The 22,600-nt window shown below is 65.7% G+C and carries 19 protein-coding genes and 1 pseudogene; 11 read left to right on the forward strand and 9 right to left on the reverse strand.

Annotated features, from left to right (window positions below; all coding sequences use genetic code 11):
• The first annotated feature begins 251 nt into the window (after positions 1–251).
• The 4 genes from J7I89_RS06930 (at position 252) to J7I89_RS06945 (ending at position 3,639) form a co-directional block, all read left to right on the forward strand.
• Complete coding sequence (locus tag J7I89_RS06930) at positions 252–1,847, forward strand: cell wall metabolism sensor histidine kinase WalK (RefSeq protein ID WP_214968558.1); 1,596 nt, start codon at positions 252–254, stop codon at positions 1,845–1,847.
• A complete protein-coding gene (locus J7I89_RS06935) occupies positions 1,844–2,662 on the forward strand; it encodes a response regulator transcription factor (protein ID WP_214968560.1) in 819 nt (272 codons plus the stop codon). Before J7I89_RS06930 ends, J7I89_RS06935 begins: the two co-directional genes overlap by 4 nt.
• A 94-nt stretch (positions 2,663–2,756) precedes the next feature.
• Entirely contained in the window at positions 2,757–3,266 is a 510-nt protein-coding gene (locus tag J7I89_RS06940; RefSeq protein WP_214968561.1) for a hypothetical protein, read from the forward strand.
• 52 nt (positions 3,267–3,318) lie between these two features.
• Positions 3,319–3,639: a hypothetical protein gene (locus J7I89_RS06945; protein ID WP_214968563.1), complete on the forward strand. Its 321-nt coding sequence runs from the start codon at positions 3,319–3,321 to the stop codon at positions 3,637–3,639.
• A 41-nt stretch (positions 3,640–3,680) separates the two neighbouring features.
• Here the strand turns inward: J7I89_RS06945 and J7I89_RS06950 are convergent, their stop codons facing one another.
• Positions 3,681–4,076 (reverse strand): hypothetical protein, encoded by a 396-nt coding sequence (locus J7I89_RS06950; RefSeq protein ID WP_214968565.1) that lies wholly within the window; start codon positions 4,074–4,076, stop codon positions 3,681–3,683.
• Between the two features lie 151 nt (positions 4,077–4,227).
• On the opposite strand from J7I89_RS06950, the gene J7I89_RS06955 reads away from it, so the two are divergent.
• The 3 genes from J7I89_RS06955 (at position 4,228) to J7I89_RS06965 (ending at position 7,472) form a co-directional block, all read left to right on the forward strand.
• Positions 4,228–5,145 carry a phosphatase PAP2 family protein gene (locus tag J7I89_RS06955; RefSeq protein WP_214968567.1) on the forward strand — a complete coding sequence of 306 codons (918 nt, stop codon included), beginning with the start codon at positions 4,228–4,230 and terminating at the stop codon, positions 5,143–5,145.
• Between the two features lie 454 nt (positions 5,146–5,599).
• Positions 5,600–6,355: a D-glucuronyl C5-epimerase family protein gene (locus tag J7I89_RS06960; RefSeq protein ID WP_214968568.1), complete on the forward strand. Its 756-nt coding sequence runs from the start codon at positions 5,600–5,602 to the stop codon at positions 6,353–6,355.
• A gap of 271 nt (positions 6,356–6,626) precedes the next feature.
• On the forward strand, positions 6,627–7,472 hold the full coding sequence (locus J7I89_RS06965; protein ID WP_214968570.1) for a class I SAM-dependent methyltransferase: 846 nt from the start codon (positions 6,627–6,629) through the stop codon (positions 7,470–7,472).
• An 88-nt stretch (positions 7,473–7,560) separates the two neighbouring features.
• On the opposite strand, the pseudogene J7I89_RS06970 reads toward J7I89_RS06965, so the two are convergent.
• A pseudogene (locus J7I89_RS06970) lies at positions 7,561–8,653 on the reverse strand (MFS transporter).
• A 201-nt stretch (positions 8,654–8,854) separates the two neighbouring features.
• Here J7I89_RS06970 and glgX point away from each other — a divergent pair.
• Both glgX and J7I89_RS06980 read left to right on the forward strand, forming a co-directional pair.
• Complete coding sequence (gene glgX, locus J7I89_RS06975; protein ID WP_214968572.1) at positions 8,855–11,167, forward strand: glycogen debranching protein GlgX; 2,313 nt, start codon at positions 8,855–8,857, stop codon at positions 11,165–11,167.
• Between the two features lie 189 nt (positions 11,168–11,356).
• Positions 11,357–11,581 carry a hypothetical protein gene (locus J7I89_RS06980; protein WP_214968574.1) on the forward strand — a complete coding sequence of 75 codons (225 nt, stop codon included), beginning with the start codon at positions 11,357–11,359 and terminating at the stop codon, positions 11,579–11,581.
• Between the two features lie 137 nt (positions 11,582–11,718).
• Here the strand turns inward: J7I89_RS06980 and J7I89_RS06985 are convergent, their stop codons facing one another.
• From J7I89_RS06985 to J7I89_RS06995, 3 genes are all read right to left on the reverse strand, one after another.
• Positions 11,719–13,116 carry an ABC transporter substrate-binding protein gene (locus J7I89_RS06985; RefSeq protein ID WP_251045030.1) on the reverse strand — a complete coding sequence of 466 codons (1,398 nt, stop codon included), beginning with the start codon at positions 13,114–13,116 and terminating at the stop codon, positions 11,719–11,721.
• A gap of 270 nt (positions 13,117–13,386) precedes the next feature.
• Entirely contained in the window at positions 13,387–13,773 is a 387-nt protein-coding gene (locus tag J7I89_RS06990; protein ID WP_214968731.1) for an Lrp/AsnC family transcriptional regulator, read from the reverse strand.
• A gap of 9 nt (positions 13,774–13,782) precedes the next feature.
• Positions 13,783–14,229, reverse strand: coding sequence for a hypothetical protein (locus J7I89_RS06995; protein ID WP_214968575.1), 447 nt, complete (start codon positions 14,227–14,229; stop codon positions 13,783–13,785).
• 263 nt (positions 14,230–14,492) lie between these two features.
• Between J7I89_RS06995 and J7I89_RS07000 the strand changes: the two genes are divergently transcribed.
• Positions 14,493–14,870, forward strand: coding sequence for a response regulator transcription factor (locus tag J7I89_RS07000; RefSeq protein ID WP_214968577.1), 378 nt, complete (start codon positions 14,493–14,495; stop codon positions 14,868–14,870).
• Between the two features lie 42 nt (positions 14,871–14,912).
• Here the strand turns inward: J7I89_RS07000 and J7I89_RS07005 are convergent, their stop codons facing one another.
• The 3 genes from J7I89_RS07005 to J7I89_RS07015 all read right to left on the reverse strand — a co-directional run bounded on the left by J7I89_RS07005 (position 14,913) and on the right by J7I89_RS07015 (position 19,093).
• Positions 14,913–17,387 carry an EAL domain-containing protein gene (locus J7I89_RS07005; protein ID WP_214968579.1) on the reverse strand — a complete coding sequence of 825 codons (2,475 nt, stop codon included), beginning with the start codon at positions 17,385–17,387 and terminating at the stop codon, positions 14,913–14,915.
• 300 nt (positions 17,388–17,687) lie between these two features.
• Complete coding sequence (locus tag J7I89_RS07010; RefSeq protein WP_214968581.1) at positions 17,688–18,536, reverse strand: phosphatidylinositol-specific phospholipase C/glycerophosphodiester phosphodiesterase family protein; 849 nt, start codon at positions 18,534–18,536, stop codon at positions 17,688–17,690.
• A 284-nt stretch (positions 18,537–18,820) separates the two neighbouring features.
• Positions 18,821–19,093, reverse strand: coding sequence for a hypothetical protein (locus J7I89_RS07015; RefSeq protein WP_214968583.1), 273 nt, complete (start codon positions 19,091–19,093; stop codon positions 18,821–18,823).
• 813 nt (positions 19,094–19,906) lie between these two features.
• On the opposite strand from J7I89_RS07015, the gene J7I89_RS07020 reads away from it, so the two are divergent.
• Positions 19,907–20,206 (forward strand): hypothetical protein, encoded by a 300-nt coding sequence (locus J7I89_RS07020; RefSeq protein WP_214968585.1) that lies wholly within the window; start codon positions 19,907–19,909, stop codon positions 20,204–20,206.
• A 189-nt stretch (positions 20,207–20,395) separates the two neighbouring features.
• Here the strand turns inward: J7I89_RS07020 and J7I89_RS07025 are convergent, their stop codons facing one another.
• Positions 20,396–22,375 carry an amino acid transporter gene (locus tag J7I89_RS07025; protein ID WP_214968587.1) on the reverse strand — a complete coding sequence of 660 codons (1,980 nt, stop codon included), beginning with the start codon at positions 22,373–22,375 and terminating at the stop codon, positions 20,396–20,398.
• Between the last annotated feature and the right edge of the window lie 225 nt (positions 22,376–22,600).

Here is a 22,600-nt window from a genome sequence, read left to right on the forward strand (position 1 = left end):
CTCGCCCCCGGAGGACCGCCAAATAACCATGAGATGGGTGATCCAATGACACGGAACATGGCCGTGGCGGGTACAACCAAGTACTCCGTGTACCGGGCGTTGAGGGGCGTTCCGGGCGACTTCCGCGGCCAAAAATATTTTGCCGAACGGGCGATTTCGTGTACGGCGTTAAGCTACCGGCTGGTAATCCGGCGGCACGTAGCGGCAGAATCAGCCCTGCCGGCACCACCCCGGCATTCACGGGTAGAACAGTGAACCCGGCCAGCGCGCTGCGGGCGGAGATCCACTCCGTCCGCTTCCGGGTGCTGGCCACGCTTCTGGTGTTCATGGCCGTAGGGCTATTCGTTTCCGGCGCATTCACCCACGCCGCGCAGCTGAAAAACCTCAACGACCGTGTCAACCAAGAACTGCAGCTGCCCAGCAAGAACCTGGACGCCCTGGCCCAGCGGGGCCGGCCAAACGCCGGCGGCGCGGGTTACACCTCCCTTGAAGAGCTTTTTACCACCTACCTGCGGGGCGGCTCGCCCGGAGGCTACGAGTCCGTCATGACCATGGTGCGGGGCGGCAACATCATCCTGCCCATCGAGGAACAGCGCACCAATCTGGGGTCCCGTGAAGTGATCCAGCGTGTCTGGGACTGGCGGGTTCCCGGCCAGACCGTCCTGAGGGACACGGAGATTGACGGCCGGCAGGTCCGGCTCGCCATCACCTCCGTCTCCCTGGAGGGCCGGCCTGACCAGGGGCTGTTTGTGGTCTCCAACGAGATCGGGGTCCAGCGCGGCGAGGTCATCCAGTCCATGTGGATCTACGGCCTGGCTTCGCTGGCAACGCTAGGGCTGGCAGGTGTGGTGGGGTACCTGGTCACCGGGCGCCTGCTGAGTCCCATCCGGCGGTTGCGGGAGGCCACCCAGAGCACCACGTTCGACGACCTCACCAAGCGCGTCGAGGTTCCGGCCAGCACGGACGACGTCGCCCAGCTGGCCATGAACTTCAACCACATGCTGGAACGGCTGGAGTCCGGCTTCGAAAACCAGCGCCGCTTCGTGCACGACGCCAGCCACGAACTCCGGACCCCCATGACCATCATCCGCGGATATCTGGAACTGCTCCGCGCCGGCGATCCGGCCGACGTCGACCAGACGCGGGTGTTGCTCCTGGACGAGCTGGACCGGATGCAGGAGTTGGTGGATGACCTGCTGATCCTGGCCCGCAGCGGCCGTCCCGACTTCATTTCCCCGGACTGGATCGAAACCGACGACTTCCTGGTGGGCGTCATGAACCGCATCAAGGTCCTCGGCGAACGCCGCTGGCAGCTGGATGCCACGCCCGGCGGCCTGGTCCGCGCGGACCGCCGCCGGCTGACCCAGGCCGTCGAGCAGCTCGCGGCGAACGCTGTGAAGCACACATCGGAGGCGGACCGGATTTCGGTCGGGGCTGCTTGGGCGCAGAACGACGACGGCGGCGCCCCGCAGGGCGCGCGGCCCGGCCTTGCGAAGAACCTGGAGATCTGGGTCGCGGACACCGGCGCCGGAATTCCCGCCGAGGATCACGAGCGCATTTTCGAGCGTTTCTGGAAGGGCCGGAATGCGGCCGGCACCGAAGGCTCGGGCCTTGGCCTGTCGATCGTGAAAGCCATTGCCGAGGCCCACAGCGGCAGGGTCCGGCTGGAATCCGAGGTGGGCAAGGGGAGCCGCTTCGTGCTGGTCATTCCGTCCGGAGGCGGTGACAGCGGCGGCGAAGCAGGCAGCGGTGAGGCGAACAGCGCAGCTGACGAGGTGGTCCAACTGCACGTGAGGGGGCCGTCGTCGGGCACTGAGATCCTGACCCAGGCCGGGGGAACGCCGTGACGCGGATCCTGATCGCCGACGACGAGCCCCGCATTGCTGCCTTCCTCGCCAAGGGACTTACGGCCGCCGGTTACACCACCACCCAGGTGTCTGACGGGGTGAAGGCGCTGGACTACGCCACCTCCGGCGAGTTCGACCTGCTCATCCTGGATATCGGGATGCCAAGGATGGACGGCCTGGCGGTCCTCAGGAACCTGCGGGCCATGCGCTCCACGGTTCCGGTGATCGTCCTGACCGCGGCGGACAGCCTGGAAAACACGGTGGCCGCGCTCGACGGCGGGGCGGACGACTACATGACCAAGCCGTTCAGGTTCGAAGAGCTCCTCTCCCGCGTCAAGCTCCGGCTGCGCGGAACCCAGGGCGTGACCGCCACGCCCTCCCTCGTCTGCGGAGACCTGACCCTGGACGTGAACCTGCGCACCGCGGAAATCGGCGGCCGCGTGATCGACCTGTCGGCGCGGGAATTCGTCATGGCGCGGACCTTCATGGAGAACGCAGGCCGGGTGCTGAGCCGCGAACAGCTCCTCAGCCGCGTCTGGGGCTACCACTTTGAGGGTTCCTCCAACGTCGTGGACGTTTACGTCCGGTACCTGCGGCACAAGCTCGGCGCGGAACGCATCCAGACCATCAGGGGCGTGGGCTACCGCCTCATGTGCATGCCCGCCCCGCATCCGGAACCCCCAGCCAGCGATCCGGCAGAGGCATCCGGCACCGGCCCCGAAGGCCCCGAAGGCTCCGGGGACCAGGCCGGTGACCAGCCCGGCAACAAGGACCGCAACGGCGACCCCAACGGCCAGGAGCCTGCCGCCGTGTAGGCGGTGCATGAACCGCCGTGTAGGCGGTGGATGAGAAGACTCTCATCCGCGTCTCATCCCTGCCTCACCTTCGCCCCTCACAGTGGAAGCACGAATGAGGGAAGGCAAGCCGATGAAGAAGTGGTCCTTGCTGAGCATTCCGTTGGTCGGACTTGCCAGCATTTCGGTCTGGGCGCAGGCCGTCGCCGGGGCCCCGGCTGACCAGTATTCCGGCGTGGTCGTGCGCGAACCCTCACCCCGCGACTCTGTTCTCAACATTGACGGCTTCACCAAGCGCCCCGGCCTGGCACCCATTGCCACGCCCAAGGCAACCTCGCCCGCGCTCAAGTCGACGCCGCTTAACCCCGCAACCTCGCCCGCCTCAAAGGCCGCCGAGGCACCGGATGCCGGCACCGCCGCTCCGGAGGATGGGGTCACCGTGGAGCGCGTGGAACCGGCGCAGGTCACCTCCCCCGCGGTGGCCCCCACTGACGACTCGACGTCGCAAACCGACCTCGACGACTCGACATTATATAGCACCCTCGACGATTCGACGTCGGTCACCATCCCCGATGACAACGGCGGTCTCTCCGGAAACAAAGGCACCGGAGGCAGCAATGAGTAAGCGCCCGCGGCGGCAGCCTGAATCAGTTTCCCCTCTCATGAAGGAGCCCGTGATGCACACCGACTTCCGCGATCTGTACGAACCCATTCCGCCGGACCGGTGGGGTCACGCCGGCGCGGACCAGTTCGGCCAGCCCTCCACTGTCAGTGTCGACGATTCGGAACTCCATCAGCAGGTGCTGGACATCATCCAGGGTGTGCTGGCCACTACTGACGCCCGGTCGGACGTCCGGCGCCGTCTGTTGCGCCACCTGGCGGAGAATCCGGGGCATCCGGAGCAGGCGCTCCTGGATCATCTGCGGGACAGGAACCGCCGCGGCGGGCGGTCACCGCGCACTGGCGGGCGCGGTCCGAGCCTGGATCCGCACGCTTAGCGGAAGCACGCATAGCGGAACCAGCCATAGCGGACCAGCAGTCAGAACAGCAGCAGCACAAAGCCCCCGACCGTGCACAGAATGCCCACCGAGGTGAGGATCCAGCCCAGGATCAGCACGGTGTTGTCATGCTTGGGAGGCCCGAGGCCCCAGCGGGAGGGGTGGCAGAGGTCGTAGTGGAGTTCCACCTCGTTGCCTGCCACCAGTCCCGGCGCAACGTCGGCGTCCACGAGGGTCTGGCGCGGCACGTTGTCCTGGTCGGTCCAGCGGAATCCGGTGAATCCGCCGGCGGTGTAGACCTCGCCCGTGGTGCGGGTCCAGACGCAGCGCCGCCGGGCAATGATGAGGCCCCAGACGAGCAGCGGCACGCCGGGAACGAACCCCACCCACGTCATCAATTCCAGGATGGGTCCCAGCGCATCCACCAGTCCGGCCATGCTCCAACTCTATCGGCCAGACGGCGCCGAAATAGCCGTTCGGGGCGCTAGGCCGCGGGGATGGATTGGCCCCTCCTGCACGCAACCGGCGGATCCGTGCTCCCACCCGGCGGACAGGCGGCTCCCAGCAAACTGTGACACCCTTGTTACGATGACTTTCCAGCTCAGGGACCCCCGACGCAAGCAGGCAGCGGGCCGGATTCGCCTCGCCAGGGGCACCGGCTTCCTCTTTGCCGTGGCAACCCTGGCCTGTGCCACCGGGCTCGCGGCCACCTACTACTACTTTGTGCGAACCACCACCGGGCAGTTCATCGACGAGTCCGCGCTGGTGGAGGCGGTGGCCATCCACGGGCCCGCGGGCAAGGTCACCACCCGGTTCCTGGACTGGCTGCCCACCATCTCACTGGTGATGGCCGCCGTCGTCGTTCTGTCGGTGACGGTGATTCACCGCAGATGGCGGGCCGCGGGCATTGCGGTGGCGGCGTGCGTGGCGGCGAACATCGCCACGCAGGTGCTCAAGGACCTGCTGCCGGCCCGGCCGTACCGGGGCGTGGAGACGCTGGAGCTGAACTCGCTGCCGTCCGGCCACACCACCCTGGCGGCCTCGGCGGCTGCGGCCGTGTTCCTGATGGCGTCGCCGCGGTGGCGGCCGCTGGCGGGCTTTGTGGGCGGCAGTTTCGCGATCGCGTCGGGGATGTCCACGCTGGTGAACCAGTGGCACCGGCCGGCGGATGTGGTGGCGGCGTTCCTGCTGGTGGGCTGTTTCATGATCCCGGCGGGCTGGCTGATCATCCGCAACGACAGCCACGAATGGAGGGTCTGGGACGGCTTCGGCGGACACTGGGCCTCGGCGCGGCTGTGGATCACGCTGCCGGTGGTGCTGGGGCTGGCGTCAGCCGCGGTGGCCGGGTATTCGCTGTTCAAGATCGCCCCGGGCCTGGAGGACAGCACCACCAACTACTTCTGGGCCGGCATTTCGCTGATCGTGATCGCCGGGTACCTGGCCACCGTGGCCACGACGTCGCTGTTCGCCTACACGGCCCGACGGCGGGACTTACCGGAGCGGTAGCCGCACCTCCCGCCCTCCCCCACCCCCTGCCCACCCAACTAGGTCGCAGTTAACGTCGTTTTCAGCCCTCAAAACGGCATCAATTGCGACCCAGTTGGGCGAAGGGGCCCGTTCTGGCCAAGAGCCGCACATCCCGCCCGCCCTTACCCAACGCGGTGCCCGAGAGCGCATTGCCAAGTTGCGGAATTAACCTTGCTAGCATTGGCGCATCTTGACTTAATTATTGGGGGAATTTCTTTTGCGCTTCCGTGGTGTCTCGCGTTCTTTAACAGCTCTTATTGCGGTTGCAGCGATTCTCTTGACCGCCGGGGTGTCATCCCAGGCGGCACCGGTAAAGCTCACTTATGCGAATGCAGGCTACACCATAAATACGGCACTCGGATCGCCGTACATCGGCACCGCCGTGGTGCCTCTAACCGCCACAACATGGGGCACCGTGAATAGCCAGGGAGTGGTGCAAGTCAAGATTAACAACGTGGCGGTGTACCACCCGGTCAACAGCGCCTGGTTCATCAACCAGATGCTCTCTTCGTACCGCGTGACCAAGAACCGGGAGTATCTGCGGCGTGCCGAGGCTACCACGCGGTACATCCTGTCTGGCTCGTTCTCGGATGCAAGCGGGGCCACGTGGTTTCCCTACAACTTCCGGCACACCCCGGGAAACAGGATGAATATGGGCCGGCCGTGGTACTCAGGAATGGCCCAGGGAATGATGCTCTCCACGCTCGTAAACCTTTATGAGACCACCGGGAACACCTATTGGAAAACCAATGCCGACCGCGTTTTCAAGTCCTACCAGGTGCCGAAACGGAACGGCCAGCCGTGGTTCCAGAACAAGGTCCTTGAGGGCAGCAAAATCTACATATGGTTCGAAGAATACGTCGGCAAAGACATTCCCTCCACACGCGTCGTCAACGGGCACATTTACGCTGCTTGGGGAGCCTACGACTATTACCGGATCACGAAGAATCCCACCGCCCAATTCATGTTCAACACCGCGGCAACAGTCATCCGCGACCACTTCAATGTCTACCGGCGCCCCGGAGGTATCTCGTGGTACGCGGCCAGCGCCTTCGGGCAGTACGTGTGGCGGACCCCCGCGACGTACCACAAGGGCGTGACCAGCCAGCTGGCCATTCTTGGCCGACAGACCGGCGACCCCATCTTCGCGAAGCAGTCGGCCCTCCTGAAGGCGGACTACCCGGGGTAAGCGGCCGCCGCTGAGTCGCCCACCCAACCGGGTCGCGCTCCGCACCTCCCGCCCTCCCCACCCAACTGAGTCGCAGTTAACGTCGTTTTCAGCCCTCAAAACGGCATCAATTGCGACCTACTTGGGCCAGAGCGGGGCCGGAACGGCGCCGGAGCGGTAGCCGCACCTCCTTTACATCCCCTACGTCGGCGCCCACAATAAGTCGCACCACAGCCTCCACTGGTCAGCAGCGCGCTGTCACCGAATCCTGCACGAGCAGAGGGGTGCCGACATGAACGATCAAGCCGATGCGGACCGCGTCCTGAAGGAGAAGCACCGGGCCATGTGGGCACAGGGCGACTACCCCGCCTTGGCCAGCGAGCTCATCCCGGACCTCGGCGCCATCCTGGTGGAGGCGTGCCGGCTCAGGCCGCGGCAGCGGGTGCTGGACGTCGGCGCCGGCGCCGGCAACGCGGCAATTCCCGCGGCCATGATGGGTGCCGAGGTGGTGGCCAGCGACCTCACCCCGGAGATGTTCGACGCCGGCCGTCGCCAAGCGGCCGATCGCGGCGTCGAGCTGGAATGGGTTGAAGCGGACGCCGAGGCCCTTCCGTTCCCGGACAACGAGTTCGACGCCGTGATCTCCTGCCTCGGCGTCATGTTCGCCCCGCACCACCAGGCGGGCGCCGACGAACTGGTCCGGGTGTGCAAACCGGGCGGGACCATCGGGCTGCTGAGCTGGACGCCTGAGGGCTTCATCGGGCAGATGTCCAAGACCATGAAGCCGTTCGCTCCCCCGCCACCGCCGGGCGCGCAGCCACCGCCGCTGTGGGGCAGCGAGGACCACCTCCGCCAGTTGTTCGGTGACCGCGTCGCGGACATCCAGACGCGGAAGCAGACGGCCACCATCACCAGTTTTCACCAGCCGGACGACTTCCTGCGCTACTTCAAATCCCACTACGGCCCCACCATCTCCGTGTACAAGTCCCTCGCCGGCGACGAAGACAGGCTGAAAGCCCTGGACAAGGCCCTCACGGAGCTGGCCGACGCCTTCAGCGACGCGCACGGCGATGCCCCGTCGCAGATGGACTGGGAGTACCTGCTGTTCACCGGGCGGAAGAACAAGGCCGGACCGTGAGCGAACTCCCAACTAGCTCGCAGTTGTGGTCGTTTTGAGCGCTCAAAACGACCACAAATGCGAGCTAGTTGGGGTGGGTGAGGAGCCGTCAGTAGTTCCGGCGGTGCTTGAGTTTGGGGAGGACGACGGCGAACACGGCTGCCGCTGCGAACCCCAGTACGCCGGTGGCCGTCACGCCCGCGGCCAGGGATGACGCGGCCGTGACCGCGGAGAGGAGCACGGGGCCGCCCGTGGATCCGGCGTCGGCAATGAACCGCCACAGGCCCAGGAACTGCCCGCGGCCGCGGTCGGGCGAGAAGTCGGCGCCCAGGGTCATCACCAGCCCGGAGCTGATGCCGTTGCCGAAGCCGATCAGCAGGGCCACCAGCAGCAGGCCGGTGAACCCCGCCGTGAGCGGTATCAGCATCAGCGCCGTGCCCATGATGAGCGTCGACGGGAAGGCCACCCACAGCCGTCCCCGCCGGTCCATCACCTTGCCCGCGGGGTAGAACACCAGCATGTCGATCGCCCCGGAAAGCCCGTACAGCAAGGAGGCTTGTGTGGCGTCGAGGCCCACGTGGTCGGCCCACAGCGGGATGACCACCTGGCGCGATGCCCGCAGGGCGCTGAGCAGCAGGATGCCCGCCCCGGCGCTCAGGAACACGCGGGCATGTGACATGGCCACGCCCCGCAGCGTGGGCTCCGGCCCGGCCGCGGAGGACGACGGCGCCACCACCAGGTCGGGGATGGTCACGGCCAGCACGGCCGCCGCTGCCATCCCGGCCACGCCCACCCAGTAGGCGCCGCTGATCCCGGCGAAATGCATCACCGCGGCCCCGACGAACGGGCCGATGAAGATGCCAATCCGGTTCACGCCGCCCAGCGTGGACAGCGCCCGCGCCCGGAACTCCACCGGCACGGCCTCGGTCAGGTACTTCTGCCGGGCCAGGCTGAAGACGCTCGCGGACATTCCGACGACGGCCATCGCCACGGCGAGCAGCCACAGTCCGTCCGGAATCATCAGGGACAGCCCGGCGGCCAGCAGCGCGAGCGCCCCCGCCGCCGCGGCGCCCACGATAGGCGGACAGCGCCACCACGGGCAGGACCGCGCCTTCGCCGATGTTGAACAGGAGCGCCGGCCCGAACGCCGGAACAGCAATGCTGCGGAGGCTGAAGGGCGGCGGTCTGTCTGGCGGAGTCATCCCCTTCATCCTAGGCAGGCTGCCCCGCGGCGGCCCGCGGACTCCCCGGACGCGGACCGCCGGAGAGGCGGGGATCACAGCTTCCCGGCAACCGGACCGGCAAAACGCTTGGCGATTCTACTAAGTCTCCTTAGCATTGTCTCAGGGCGTGGCACGCGGAACCCGGCCGGATATGGGAAAACTGAAGCCACAGGAGTGACCATGGAAGTCTGGCCGGGCCGCGCGTATCCGCTGGGTGCAACCTTCGACGGAGCCGGGACAAACTTCGCCGTGTTCAGCGAGGCGGCCAGGGCCGTTCAGCTGTGTTTGATGGCCGACGACGGCACGGAGTCACGCGTGGACCTCGTCGAAGTGGACGGTTACGTCTGGCACTGTTACCTCCCGCAGGTCCAGCCCGGCCAGATGTACGGGTACCGGGTGTACGGCCCGTACGACCCGCCGAGGGGCCAGCGATGCAACCCGAACAAGCTGCTGCTGGACCCGCACGCCAAGGCCATCGCCGGGAAGATGGACTGGCATCCGTCGCTGTACTCGTTCAGCGCCGGCGACCCTGCCTCCCGCAATGACCAAGACTCCGCCGCGCACACCATGCTGGGCGTGGTGATCAACCCGTTCTTTGACTGGGCCGGGGACCACCCGCCCAGGACCGCCTACCACCGCTCCGTCATATACGAAGCCCACGTCAAGGGGCTGACGCAGCTGCATCCGGAGGTTCCCGAAGAGCAGCGCGGCACCTTTGCCGCCGTCGCGCATCCCGCCGTCATTGCGCACCTGCAGCTGCTGGGGGTGACAGCGATCGAGCTGATGCCGGTGCACCAGTTCGTCAACGACGGCGAGCTGCAGGCGAAGGGCCTCGGCAATTACTGGGGCTATAACACCATCGGATTCTTCGCGCCGCAGAACACGTACAGCTCCATCGGGGAGATGGGCCAGCAGGTCCAGGACTTCAAGTCGATGGTCCGCTCACTGCACCGTGCGGGCATCGAGGTGATTCTCGACGTCGTCTATAACCACACCGCGGAAGGGAGCCATCTGGGGCCCACACTGAGTTTCAGGGGCATCGACAACGCGGCCTATTACCGGCTGGTGGACGGCGCCGGGCAGCATTACGTGGACTACACCGGCACCGGGAACACGCTGAACGTGCGGCACCCGCATTCGCTGCAGCTGCTCATGGATTCGCTGCGGTACTGGGTCACGGAGATGCACGTGGACGGCTTCCGCTTCGACCTCGCGGCGGCGCTGGCCCGGGAATTTTACGACGTCGACCGGCTCTCCACGTTCTTCGAACTGGTCCAGCAGGACCCCATCGTGTCGCAGGTGAAGCTGATCGCCGAGCCGTGGGATGTGGGGCCGGGCGGCTACCAGGTGGGGAATTTCCCGCCGCAGTGGACGGAGTGGAACGGCAAGTACCGGGACACCGTGCGGGATTTCTGGCGGGGCGAGCCGGCCACGCTGGGCGAGTTCGCGTCGCGCCTGACCGGCTCGTCGGACCTGTATGAACGCTCGGGACGCCGGCCGGTGGCGTCCATCAACTTCGTCACCGCGCACGACGGCTTCACCCTGCGGGACCTGGTCTCGTACAACGGGAAGCACAACGCGGCGAACGGGGAGGACAACCGGGACGGCGAATCGCACAACCGGTCGTGGAACTGTGGCGCGGAGGGGACCACGGAGGACCCGGAAATCCTGAACCTGCGGGCCCGGCAGCAGCGGAACTTCATCGCCACCATGCTGCTCTCGCAGGGCGTGCCCATGATCGCGCACGGCGACGAGCTGGGCCGGACGCAGCAGGGCAACAACAACGTGTATTGCCAGGACTCGGAACTGAGCTGGGTGAAGTGGGATGAGGTGGACCAGCCGCTCATGGAGTTCACGGCCGCGGTGAACAGGCTGCGCGCCGCGCACCCCACGTTCCGCCGCAGCACCTTCTTCGACGGGCGGCCGGTGCGCCGCCTCGGAAAGGACGACAAGCTGCCGGACATCGTGTGGCTGAACGAGGACGGCGCGGAGATGCTGCCGGAGGACTGGGGCCGCGGGTTCGGGCGGACCATCGGCGCGTTCCTGAACGGCGACGGGATCCAGGGCCGCGACGACCGCGGCCGCCAGATCACGGACGTGAACTTCCTGCTCTACTTCAACGCGCACGACGACGACATCAAGTTCACGCTTCCGGCCGCCGAGTTCGCTGCGTCCTGGGACATGGTGATCAACACCGCCGGGAACGGAGTGGAGCGCGGACCCCTGGTCGCCGGCTCGGTGCTGAAAGTCACCGCGCGGTCCATGACGGTGCTCCGCGCCCGCGACCTGACCCGGCACGAGCCGAACCTGTCCATCGCGCCGTCCCTGGCCCTGCTGGCGCAGGTCCGCCACCCTGAGGTGGCTGCGGAATCGGCGTCGTCGGCGTCTGCAGCAGGGCCGGCGGCTGCGCCTGGGGCAGTGCCTTGGCGGCGGCCGCGACGCGCGCGGGGAACCCGCGGCTCGGGGCGTGCAGGGAGCCCGCGGCGCGCGTAGTGTTTAGGGCAGGAGCCCTGCGCGGATATTGGACACGGGGAAATCACCTGGCCGAAACGGCGCGGCAACGTGGAGGCCCCATCCTGAAAGGGCGCACATCAGCGCAGTGCGCCAATCGGCGCGCAGGGTCAAGCCCGCAGGGTCAGCGCACAGGGTCAAGGCGCGAGTAACGCCAGGATGGAGCCCGCCATGAACGAGGCAACGACGCGAAGGATCACCCACTGCGGTGACCTCTCCCCCGGCGACGTCATCGAGGCCCGCTACAACGGCCTCATGTATTACCAGGGAAAGGTTACGGAGACGGTGCCGGTCCTCGACATGTTCTGGATCCTCGACTCCAGGACCGGAACCCGGAAGCTGCTGGATCCCCTGGCCTTCGAAGTGGTCCGCGTCCCGGAAACCCCCGCGGGCTAAGCCAACGCTCTCTCACTCCCCGCAGCAAAACGACCAACCCTCTCGCACTCCCCGCCGCAAAACAACAAACCCTCTCTCGCTTCCCGCAGCGAAACTTGTGCGTCGGGCCACCGAACGGCGTTAGACAGTTCCGGTCACTACAGGGAGCCCATGATGGATCGGAGGGTGGCAGCCGCCTTCTTGGCTGCGACCTTGGGATCGGTTACACCGAGAGCAACCTCGCTAACCGCCTTGGCGATGGGCAGTTCACTCATCGCAGCACCGGCGAGGTCGCCGCGGCCTTCTAGGATGCCCCAGTGCTTGAGGTCCTTGGCGCCCTGCGTCAGGACAGAAACGACGTCCTGTCCGTAGTACTTCCCCAGGGGTTCCTTCGTGCCGATGCCTGCCGGCATGGTCTTCCAGGCGTCCGCATATTCCGTGGGCTTGGACGCCGTGCCGGCCCGGACCGGCAGCCGCTCCTCCGGGGCGATGGACAGCCAGTCGGCGTAACCGTCGCTCATGAAGTACTCCACGAACCGGCGTGCCGGTTCGGTGTCTGAGTCATTGGTGATAATCCAGGAGGTGATCTCGCCAAAGTGCGCGGGCTGGTTGCCACCGCCACCGAGAATGCCGGCTACCACGCCGGTGTTCCTGACCAGGAATTCGGGGTCAGCTTTGCATTCGGGGCAGTTAGGCTTGGCGTCGCTGCGCAGGCCCGCCAATTCGTCAAGCATGAACGTGGGCCAGATCGCCATGGCGGCCTTGCCGGCGAAGTACATGGCACGCACGGAGTTGATGTCTTGGGTCCCGGGCACGGAGTAGTTCTTCAGCATGTCGCGGTAGAAGCCGAGGGCACCCACGCACTGCGGACTGTCAAAGGTGATGTCGCCCTCGGCGTTGACCATTTCGCAGTCGTTGGCCTGCGCGATGTGTTCGAACGACTGCTGTGTGAACGCCTGATCAGCCTTGTTGGCCGCGACGAATCCCGCCAGCTGCGGGCTGTGCAGCTTTGCCGCGGCCGCTTTGATGTCACCGTAGGTAGCCGGCGCCGCTATGCCGGCCTTCGCGAACAGGTCCCTTCGGAAATACAGGATTTGCTGCCACGAGGAATCTGGCACGGACAATTGTTTGACGCCGTCGCGGGTCAGCTCCAACGACCGCCGGGACCAGGTACCCTCGCCAAGATTGCCGATGACCTTGGCGTTGGCCTCGGCGTCAATCAGGTCGCTGGAAGCGAGGGTGCGAACGTGCCCCAGCGAAATGCCGCCGATAATATCCGGCAGGTTACCGGATGCGGCTGAGGACTTAAGAACCTGGTTAAACCGGTGCTCGGGCACGCTCACCAGCTCCGCTCTCACCCCCGTCGCGGTGGTGAGGTTGGCGATGATCGCCTTCGTCTTGGCCACCCGGTCCGGGAGGACGTCCGTGGTCCAGACAGTTATGTCGTGGGCATCCGGCGTATTGACGGGAGCACCTGCTGAGCCGCCGCCTGGCGTGCAGCCCGCCAGAAAGGCTACAGCCAGCCAAACTGCTGCAAGGAAACTTACCTTGGCCAAACCTCTGGTTCTGTTCACCTCGGTGCCCCTGCCGTGAGCGTGCCCCAGGGGGCACAAGGTCATCGGCTGCGATATAAATCACAACGCGAGACTTATTACTAAGACTATCCACGTCCTCACCCGCTGTCAGCCGTAGCAGTAGTGCTGTGAAGCTGGCGCGCCAGGCCACGGAGCGCTGAACCGTGTAACCCTCTCGCACTTCCCGCAGCGAAACGACGAACCCTCTCGCACTTCCCGCAGCGAAACGACGAACCCTCTCGCAGAACCGGTTCACAGCGGCAGCGGTCGGTTTTCGACAACACTCTTCATGACCAGGGTGGAGCTCAGGCGCTGGACACCGGGGAGGGTGGAGATCCGCTCGTCGTAGAGCTTTTGGAAAGCGCGCAGGTCGCGGGCGACGACCTGCAGGAGGTAGTCGGGATCCCCGAAAAGCCGCTGAGCCGTCAGGACGTTGGGAATCGTGGCGACAGCCTGTTCAAAGGCCTCGACGGTGTCCCTGTCCGCGTCCCGCATGGTGACAAAGACGAGCGCGTCGAACGTGAGGCCCAGGGCCTCGGCGTCGAGCTGGGCCCGGTAGCCGCTGATCGCGCCGGACTCCTCCAACGCGCGCAGGCGGCGGTGGCACGGAGACAGGCTCAGGCTGACTCGCTCGGCCAGGCTTCCCCGTTAGCCCGGGCGCACGGGGCCAACGGTCGCATCTTTGATCTGGAGAATTGCCTGGGACAGAAGTGCCTTCGCCGAGGTGGCATCGGGCCAATGACCGGATTGCACCTGCCGTTGCAGGTTCCGGGCATGGTATTCCACTCGCGAGGCGCCGGCCATGGCAGAGCTGACCCCCAGGCTGACCAGCGCATCCAGGGTTTTCTCCCGGTCCTCGGAGTTGAGACCGTCGATGATCGCTGCGGCTCGGGCGGGCAGCAAGCCCAGGTAGTCCTCAAGGAATTTCTGCGCCGCACCCGGACCTGCCTCGTCGGCGAGGAACCGGATCGGGGCCCTGTCCAGCACCGGCAGGGACCCCCCGTCCTGCTGCCCTTCCTGCCTGTGGCTCGCTCCTGAGACCTGAACGATAGCCGGAATTCCGGTGCCGGCGATGTCTCGCCATGGGGTGCTCATCCCTGACCTTCCTGAAACTGGGTTAAGGGCACCGCGGCTCTGCTGCACGGTACGTAACCACCTTCCCGTATCAGGCTCAAGCCCGAGGCAGCTTAGCCCCTAGATATGCGCAAGACCGCCACTGGGGGGATGGCTCGCGGTCCTGACGGGGCTGGGTCCGGTACAAATCGCTTGCCGACTCGAATGGCCACTGCCGGGAGCCTTCACCCGTTGATAGAGTGCACTTAAGGCTTTGCTGGGGCGGGTCTAAGGGGGATGTTGCGATGCCCGATACGTGCACGGCTGTGGTGATTGAAGATGACGCGGACGTTGGACGGCTCGTTCAAACAGTCCTGTCCGCAACCGGAATGCAGGTCCGACTGACTGCAACAGGGACCGACGGCGTTGCCGCCGTCCGGGGGCACTGCCCCGATCTCGTGGTCCTGGACTACGGTCTTCCCGACATCACTGGTTTGGAAGTGATCAGGCTTATCAGGAGCTTCAGTGCGGTGCAGATCCTCATGCTCACCGGTCACGATGATCTGACCGAAACGCTGCTATCTGCCGGTGCCAGCGCGGTCATGACCAAACCTTTCCGTGTCCGGGCACTTCGGGAGCAGGTCGAAAAAATGCGGGTTTCACACCTCGAGGAAATTCTCTGACTACAGCTCGAGGAGCAATGGCGACGGTGCCCGACGGATAACCTACTGCAATTGCTGCGCCGGTTCTCGGCCGTGAGGGCCGGCCGGAAGGGCAGCGAGCCACACCGGGATGCTCTCCGCGGCTATCGGTTTGCTCCACAGATAGCCTTGGGCGTGGCGGACGCCCAGGCGTAGGAGTTCGGTGAGTTGGTCCGCGGTTTCCACTCCTTCGGCAACGACGTCGAGATTCAGGCTGCCGGCCATGCCCATGACGAGTTCGATAATCGTCGCACCGTGAGGGTCGCTGCCGAGCTCTTCTACGAAGCTGCGGTCGATTTTCAGGGTCCGGGCCGAGAGCCACTTGAGGTAGCTCAGGGATGAGTACCCGGTGCCGAAGTCATCGATGGAAAGTCCCACACCCAGACGGGAGAGCCGTCGCAGGGTTTCTTTGGGCAGATCGGGCTGATCCATGAGCACAGTTTCGGTAATTTCCAAGTGGACAGCGGCTGGATCGATGCCGGAGCTGAGCATTGCTGCTTCCACGACGTCCGGGAAGTCGTCCGCCACGAGCTGTCGCCCCGAGATGTTCACTGCCGCCGAAAGGTTTTCCGCCCCGGGAAGTTGGCTTCGCCACTGCTGCACCTGGCGCAGCGCTTCATGGAGAACCCAGCTGCCGATAGGAAGGATGAGGCCCGTTTCCTCGGCGATGGGAATGAACGTGTCGGGCATGATCAAGCCGTGTTCGTTATGGTGCCATCGCAGCAGCGCCTCGAAGCCGACAGGGCATTCGGTGGTGACGTCAATGATTGGCTGGTAATTCAGGGAAAGCTCTCCGCGGTCCAGGGCCAGCCTCAGGTCAGATTCCAGATCTAGCCGGCCCGCGGCCCGGGCCGTCAGGCGCGCGTCATGCACGGCCGAGGAATCGCCGCCAGCGGATTTGGCGCGGTACATGGCAGCATCTGCACCGCTGAGCATCGCCTCGGCGGTGTCATCAGGGCCCGCCAGTGCGATGCCGATGCTGACGTTCAGGTAGACCTTGCGCCCGTCGACTTCAAAGGGGTGGCGGGTGGCGTCCCTGATCCGTTCGGCCAACGCCTTGGCTCCGCCTCTGAGCAGGTCATCGCAGACCACGACAAATTCATCGCCTCCGAACCGGGCGACTGTATCGCCGGCCCTGACGGCGGTCCTCAGCCGCTCCCCCAGCAGAACCAGAATTGTGTCACCGGCCCCGTGGCCGATCCCGTCGTTGATGAGTTTGAACCGGTCGACGTCTACGAACATCACCACGGGTCGGGAGGCCCGGTCAAGGCAGCCCTGAAGCACCTCGGTGATCATGTACCGGTTCGGCAGTCCGGTCAGGGCGTCGTGGCGGGCCTGCCATTCCAGAACCTGTTCGGCGTTCTTCCGTTCGGTGACGTCCAGGACTGTGTCCAGGAACCTGACAGGTTTCCCGTCCGGGCCGTCGACGCTCCGGATCCGTGAATGCAGCCATCGCTGCTCCCCATCGGGCCGGATAATCCGGTATTCGAAGTCCGCGAATCCCTGTCCGTTCTCCAGGCTCTTCCATGCCTGACGGACGAGATCGCGGTCCTGCACATGCGTCAACTCAAGCATCGAATCCCTGGCCGCGGGGGTACCGGCTGCCACACCCAGAATGCGGGCGAACTCCTCCGAGTGCCAGGTCTCCCCGGTCGCGACCGTGTATTCGACGCTTCCGACATGAGCCATCTCCTGGGCAGCCAGAAGCCGCTCCCGCTCGGCGGCGGCCGCTGCCTTCAGCCGCTGGATCTCGGTGATGTCCCTGGCGATGGCAGACGCTCCGACCTGTGCACCGTCTTGGCCATAGACCGGGGACACGGTCAGCTCGACGTCGATCACCGACCCGTCCTTGCAGCGCCACCGCGCTTCCACTCCGGTCGCGAACGTCCTGCTTCCGATGCGCGCGGTGAATTCCTGGTCGTGGTCCGCTGCGTCGCTGGTGGTCAGCAGGCGATAGCTCTGTCCGACAGCTTCCCGGGCACTCCAGCCGAACATCCTGGTAGCGCCTGCGTTCCAACTGGAAATCTTCCCGGTCAGGTCGGCGCCGATGATCGCGTCCCCGGAGGATTCCACCATGGCTGAGAGCCGGCGCAGAATGGCCTCGCTTTGTTTCCGGTCGGTGATGTCCTTGGAGATCGCTACGACGGCGACGGGCACCGTGTGCCGGCCGCGGATCGGGCTGACGGTGGCATGGACCGGGAACTCCCTCCCGGTCCGGTGGTGCATCCAGAGCTCGCCGGCCCAGTCCCGGCCGTGGGCGAGCCTGTCTGCTATCTCCTGATCGGTGGCATCCTGCCCCGGCCCGTCAGCGCCGCCCATGATTCCGAGATCCGTGATCTTCATCCCCAACGCCTGGGCCAGGCTGAACCCGTACAACCGCTCAGAGGCGCGGTTCCAGTACGTGACCCGCCACTCACTGTCCATCCCGATGACCGATTGTCCGATGTCATCGAGCAGCAGCGACTGCATGACCAGATCATCATGGCGTTCCTCAGCCATTGGTCCCCCTACCGCGTCCGAGAGTAATGACTCTCAACTCCACGCCGGCGGCCTCAGGCTGAAGCACCGTCTTGAGCTTGTAGCCTAGCCGCGCGTGACGGCCGCGGCCATAGAAGGAGCGCAATTTTTCTGACCGCCCCTCCCGCACTTCCCGCAGCGAAACGGCGAACCCTCCCGCACTTCCCGCAACGAAACGACGAACCCTCTTGCACTTCCCGCAGCGAAACGACCAACCCTCTTGCACTTCCCGGAGCGAAACGACGAACCCTCCCGCACACCCCGCGCGGGAGGGCGCAGCAGCTACTGTCCGAGGTCGCTCAGGAACTCGTCCAGCGCGGGGAGGTCGTCCGTGTTGATGTGGTCAACACCGGCGTTGTGAAGCTCGGCCCACATGGCGTCGCGTGCCTGTCCAGGCTGGTCCGGCGTGGCCCAGAAGCGCACGCGGTAGTCCTTAGAGTGGGCGGTTTCCACGTAGGCGCGCAGCTTGGTCCGCTCGGTCTCCGGCATCGGACCGACGCCCTGCCAGGTGAACAGCTTGGTCCAGTTGTCGCTGACCAGCGGCATCAGCGCGGCCGGCATGCCGGAGGCGAGGTCCGCGGAACGCCCGTCGTAGAAACCGAAGCGCTTGTCCGCGGCCTGCATCGTGGCCAGCGGGCGGTTGCCGCTGATGACCGCGGTGACCGGTCCGGTGGACACCTTGCCGTTGGCGAACCGGCTCATGAGGGCCGGGTGCTCCGCGAGTTCCTTCTCCACCGCGGTGTACGTGGCCTCGCCTTCACTCTTGATGTCGATCAGCAGCTGCAGGCTGCCGTCCCAGCCGGGGTAGACGCTGTGGCCGTCCTGCCGGACCAGCTCGTCCAGCGGGTCCAGGTACAGGCTCTCCAGGGTGACGCCGGCCTTGGCATCCACGAGGTCGTGGGCCACGCGGAGCTCGCCGTCCACCAGCCAGACGTCGGCCTCCACACTGGTGAAGCCACGCTCCAAGGCGTCCAGCAGCGGACGGTCATGCTCGTAGTCGTTGTGCGCGTGGGCTGCGGCCTGCGGCTGCCCCAGAACGACGTCGGACGCCGGCGCCGCCGAGGACGGGGCGGCAATTCCGGCCAGGGCCGTGAGGGCAACGAGTGCGGTGACGGTGCTTTTGATCAGCACAGGGTTCTCCTTCAGTGCGGGATGGGTCCGCCGCCCGCCTCCCGGATAGGGAAGGCCCGACGGCGTGCCCCACCACACTGCCCCGCGCTGGCTAACGCTTCCCCACCGGCGGCTGACGCCCCGGTGAACAGGGCGCGTCACGAGCCGCCGTCCAACCATCTCTCAGTTCCTGCCGCCCAAAACCCAACCCTCTCTCAGATCCTGCCGCCCAAAACCCAACCCTCGATCAGTGGACACAGAAAAGCCCCGGACCTGAAGGGTCCGGGGCTCGCGTGGGCAAGCTGTTAGCGCTCGATGCAGACGGTGAGATCCACGTGGATGTCGTCGTCGGCGACGAGGCGATCCTGGAGGTAGCGGGCAAGGCTCGCGTCGGTAGCGGTGTGAACGCTTTCCGGGACCGCTCCGCGTAGCAGCGCCTGGGTGTCGGTGGACTTGACCACGTCCAGCGGCGCCCAACCACGGTGGCCGGAGGTGAGACGTTCTATGTCGGTGCGGAAGGAACGCTTGTGGTCTTCGCGGACGGTAGCGCGCATGTTGAACGGAATAAAGGTGGGCAAAGAGGGTCCTTTCACGAGGCAGCCGATCGTCGACGCCCACCTAGGACAAGGTCCTTGGGGTCCTGCATATTCCTTTGAAGCAGGTAAGGAGTCCGAAGTCACGGCGCGGAATCGAGTCGGTAGCACTCACCCTCGATCAGCACCTCGAGGACCGTTTCTCCCGCCAAGAAATTTCGTTATTAGTCAGTTATGATCCTGCCTCCGACGATGCGGAATTCCCGTCTAGTCTTTGACCAATGCCGCCGGCCCCGATCTACGGGATGAGGGAGCAGAAACCGCGCTATCAAGCGCTTTCAGGGGGATTTTAGAAACATGAGTTCCAATCGCTTCGGACTTTATGGTGCCGTCACTGTGGCCGGTCTTACTATCAGCCTTATCCTTTCAGCCTGCGGGCCACAGCCAGCCGAAAATGCGACTGCGGAAAATGCGGCTCCCAGCAGCCTGAGGGCCGCTGCGACATCGGCGCCCACAGCCCTTGCCAGCGCTACCTCAACTCCGACAGCGCCCGCCACGACCGCTGCGCCTGCTCCTAAAATTCCCACCCCACCAGCGGCGCCTGCCGCGCCGGTCCAGCCAGCACTGAAGTCCTTCACGTTCCCCGATGGGCACATTTCCTTCTCGTACCCGGCGTCCTGGTCCGTCAGAACCCAACGTGGGCCGGGCCGGGAGGGGCCTCCCTGGCAGCCCCTTGAAGCGATTGTCTCGGACGGAACCGGCGCCGACCTCTTCAGCGTCTCAAGCGGCGCCGACGGCATCGGCTGCACGGCGGGACCGGCCAACCGCACAGTGTTCGACAGTGCAGCCGTCCCAGGAATGCGCGAAGTTGATGGCACCACGCCGATGTTCGGATTTATCGTGGAAAACGTCGTCGGTCAAGACTGGTACGTCATGGCGGTCATGCACGCCCGCAACCTGAAGGAGGGTGACGTCTCGTCGCACTGCACGCTGCTCATTATGGGAAACGGCGGCGCGCAGAACCAGGTCATCTTCAACCAGACGATGTACCCGAACCCCCAGTCGGCGTTCCCGAGCCGACAAGCGGCGAAAGCGTGGATGGCCACGGCACAGTACGCCCAGCTCAAGGCCCTGATAATGAGCCTGAAATACGCCTAGCGGTTTCGCGCAGGACGTGAGAGAGCGTCCGAAAAAAACCGACAGGAAGTGAAAGAGCGTCCGAAAAAACCCGACAGGACGTGTGAGAGAGCGTCAGGAAAGAACCGGCAGGAAGTGAGAGAGCGTCCGAAAAAAAGCGACAGGAAGTGAGAGAGCGTCGGGAAAGACGCGACGGGAAGTGAGAGAGCGTCAGCCCACGTGGATGCGCGGGCGGCGCTCGGGGTCCGTCTCGTTTTCGCGGATGATTTCCCGGACCACCGGCGCCGTGTCCCCGCGGCCCAGCAGCAGGTACCGCATGAGGTGGGCCAGCGGGTTCCCCTCCGCCCATTCGAAGTACGCGTGGGGAATGACCCCGGTGCCGTCGCGCAGGGCAAGGAGGGTCGCGGCGATCGCGTTGGGCGCGGCCGGGCTCTTCGCGCGGAGGACGCGGTGGCCGTCCACCTCAACGCCCCTGACCTCCAGGACGTCGCTGAATGCTGACGGGTCCGTGACGTCGATTTCCAGGAACATCACGTCCGCGGTCCCCGGCACCGGGTTCATGCCCCGCTGCTCCGCTTCCTTCGCGGCGTACTCCGCGGCGTCCCCGTCCTGCACCCGGTTGGCGATGAGGTTTATCCGCCCGTCGAACTCAAGCGTGTCGGTGACGAAGCGGCGGGCGGTATCGTCGAACTCGATCCGGTGCACGCGCAGCTCCGTGGTCCGGCTGATCCGCGAGACCAGCGAGATCACCACGATGCCCAGGATGAAGAACCCGGAGATGGCCAGGCCGTCCGGTTTTTCGATCACGTTCGCCGCCAAGGCGTACAGCAGGATGAGGGTCAGGACGGAGAAGCCGACGGCGGCACGTTGCCGCTTCTGGCGCGCCGCGGAAATGCTGACGGCCAGGGCGCCGGAGACCATCATGGCCAGGATGCCGGTGGCGTAGGCGCCGGCTTGGGCGTTGACGTCGGCCTTGAAGCCGATGGTGATCAGGATGCTGATGGCCGTGTAGACGAGCACTACGGGCCGCACCGCCCGCGTCCAGTCGGGCGCCATGCCGTAGGACGGCAGGTACCGGGGCACGATGTTGATCAGCCCGGCCATCGCCGAGGCACCGGCGAACCACAGGATCAGGATGCTGCTGACGTCGTAGACGGAGCCGAAGCCGTTGCCGAGCCGTTCATGGGCCAGATATGCCAGCGCCCGGCCGTTGGCTTCGCCGCCCTCCTGGAATGCCTCGGCCGGGATCAGGACCGTGGTCACGAAGCTGCTGCCGATCAGGTATACGCTCATGATCACCGCGGCCGTGGTCAGGAGCTTGCGGGTGTTCCGGATCCGGTTCTGCAGCATCTCCTTCGGTGTGGCCCCCGAGGCCGCAACCAGGGGCATCATGCTGACCCCCGTCTCGAAGCCGGAGAGCCCCAGGACCAGCAGCGGGAACGCCAGGATGGCGGGCCCGGCAATGCTGCCGACTCCGCCGTACGAGGTGAGCGCAGCGGTCCAGTCGGACAGCGCACCCGGCTGTGTGACGGCGTCGTAAATTCCCGTGCCGATGATGATGGCGTTCAGCAGCAGGAAGACGCCCACCAGCGGGATGGCGACGGCCACCGCCTCGGAGAAGCCGAGCAGGAACACCCCGCCCAGGATCAGCAGGAGCACCACGGTGATCAGGACCGCCTGGCCCTCCAGGAAGGGCGGCAGATAGGGGTTCTCCAGCATGTGGACGGTGGCGTCCGCGGCGGAGAGGGTGATGGTGATGATCCAGGACGTGGCCACGAACCCGAGCAGGATGAGCACAAAGAGCTTGCCCCGCCAGAACGGCAGCAGCTTCTCCAGCATGGCCACCGATCCCTGCCCGTGCGGGCTCTCCTGCGCCACCCGCCGGTACATCGGCAGCATGCCGAGCAGCGTCAGGGCCACGATCAGCAACGTGGCCAGCGGGGACAGCGCGCCGGCCGCGAGGGCCGCGATGCCGGGCAGGTAGGACAGCGTCGAGAAGTAGTCCACGCCGGTCAGGCACATGACCTTCCACCAGGGCTGCTGGTGCGCCCCGGCTTCGGCCACTTCCGGACCCATCGGCTGGTGCACCTTGTGCTCCAGCAGCCACCGCGTCAGGGGGCTGCCGGGGCCGGCTTCCTGCTCCGGATTGGGCACGCTGGCGGGAACGGAATACTGGGCGGGTGCGGTCATGAAGTGTCTTTCTGGGGTTCCGGGTGCGTCGGTTCAGGCCGGGAACGGGCGACGGCGGGGGCTACTTGGTTGCCTTAATGAACCGGTAGATCATGTAGCCCGTCACGGCGCAGCCCAGAATCAGCAGGAGCAGGGGGGCTGCATCAGCGAGCATGGCCGGTCTCCGCTTGCGCGCTTGTGGTGGCCACGGGGTCCTTCGATTCGAACGGAAAGTTTGCTGATGAC

Source organism: Arthrobacter sp. ISL-5 (assembly GCF_018613835.1).
In the GTDB taxonomy this organism is placed as follows: Bacteria; Actinomycetota; Actinomycetes; order Actinomycetales; family Micrococcaceae; genus Arthrobacter.